Origin of the sequence: Thermoproteus sp. CP80, from assembly GCF_002077075.2 — an archaeon.
In the GTDB taxonomy this organism is placed as follows: Archaea; Thermoproteota; Thermoprotei; order Thermoproteales; family Thermoproteaceae; genus Thermoproteus.
In genome coordinates, this window is record NZ_LCWM02000069.1 from 1 (window position 1) to 1,373 (window position 1,373).

The window sequence follows — 1,373 nt, forward strand, 5'->3', positions numbered from 1 at the left end:
CATGGTGGCCGTGATAGGCGCCAAGCACCCCAAGTGGGGCGAGAGGCCTGTGGCCCTCGTCGTCCCCAGGCCCGGGTGGCAGGGCAAGCTGACAACTGATGAAATCAACAGGTTCCTGACGGAGAACTTCGTCAACAGGGGCGTCATACCTAAGTGGTGGCTGCCTGACAAGGTGATAGAGGTCCAGAGCATCCCCCTGACCAGCACGGGCAAGGCTGACAAGAAGGTGCTGAGGCAGCAGTTCTCGGGCGTCCTTGAGTCCAGCGGCTGAGGCCTAAAATTAAAAAGTGGGATAAAGCTGGTTTTTTAAAGGATTCACTCCGCTATTTTAGACCCTGTTGGCCTTCTCTAACTAGGGCGCCCCGCTTGTCTGAGGAGGAAGCGGCGACGGAGGAGTGGTATAAGCTCAGCATGAACTTGCACCGCTTCTACGGGGGCAAGATAGAGGTCATCCCCAAGGTCCCGGTAAGAGGGCTGAGGGACCTTTCAATATGGTACACGCCTGGCGTGGCCGAGCCCAGCAGGGCGATAAGCAGGGACCCTGACCTCTCGTTTGAGCTAACCTCAAGGTGGAACACAATTGCCGTGGTCAGCGACGGCACGAGGGTACTGGGCCTTGGCAGGGTGGGCCCTGAGGCCGCCTACCCAGTCATGGAGGGCAAGGCACTGCTCTTCAAGTACCTGGGAGGGGTTGACGCGGTACCGCTGGTTCACAGGCTCACGAACAGTGATGACTTCGTCAGGCTCCTAGAGGCTATCGAGCCCTCGTTCGGCGGCATAAACCTCGAGGACATAGAGAAGCCCAAGTGCTTCTACATACTTGACGAGGCGAGGAAGAGGCTGAGCATACCGGTCTGGCACGACGACCAGCAGGGCACCGCAACCGTTACGCTGGCCGGCCTCATGAACGCGCTGAAGGTAGTAGGCAAGAGGCTTAATGACGTAAGGATAGTGATATTCGGCGCCGGCGCGAGCAACGTGGCCTTCTACAGGCTCCTCAAGGTCATGGGCGTGAACCTCCACAACGTGGTGGCCATAACTACGAAGGGTATCCTCCACCCGGAGATGAAGGACATAGACAAGCTGATGGTCACTGACCCCTACCAGTACCAGATAGCCATTGAGACGAACGGCGGTGACCTGCCCCCCAACTCACCCATAGAGAGGGCCTTCGAGGGGGCCGACGTCGTGGTCGCAGCCTCGGCCCCAGGGCCCGGCGTCATAAAGCCTGAGTGGGTTTCAAGGATGAACAAGGATGCTATTGTCTTCGCACTGGCGAACCCTGTGCCGGAGATATGGCCATGGGAGGCCAAGAGGGCAGGGGCTAAGGTTGTGGCCACTGGCAGGAGCGACTTCCCAAACCAGGTCAACAA

General features: G+C 58.8%; 1 protein-coding gene and 1 pseudogene. Both read left to right on the plus strand.

Features of this window, described 5'->3' with window-relative positions; genetic code table 11:
- Positions 1 to 271, plus strand: a pseudogene (locus B7L68_RS08395) (acyl-CoA acyltransferase); the annotation flags it as partial.
- A 95-nt stretch (positions 272 to 366) separates the two neighbouring features.
- Positions 367 to 1,373 (plus strand): NADP-dependent malic enzyme (locus B7L68_RS08400; protein ID WP_081247204.1); only part of this gene is annotated, 1,007 nt, incomplete at its 3' end.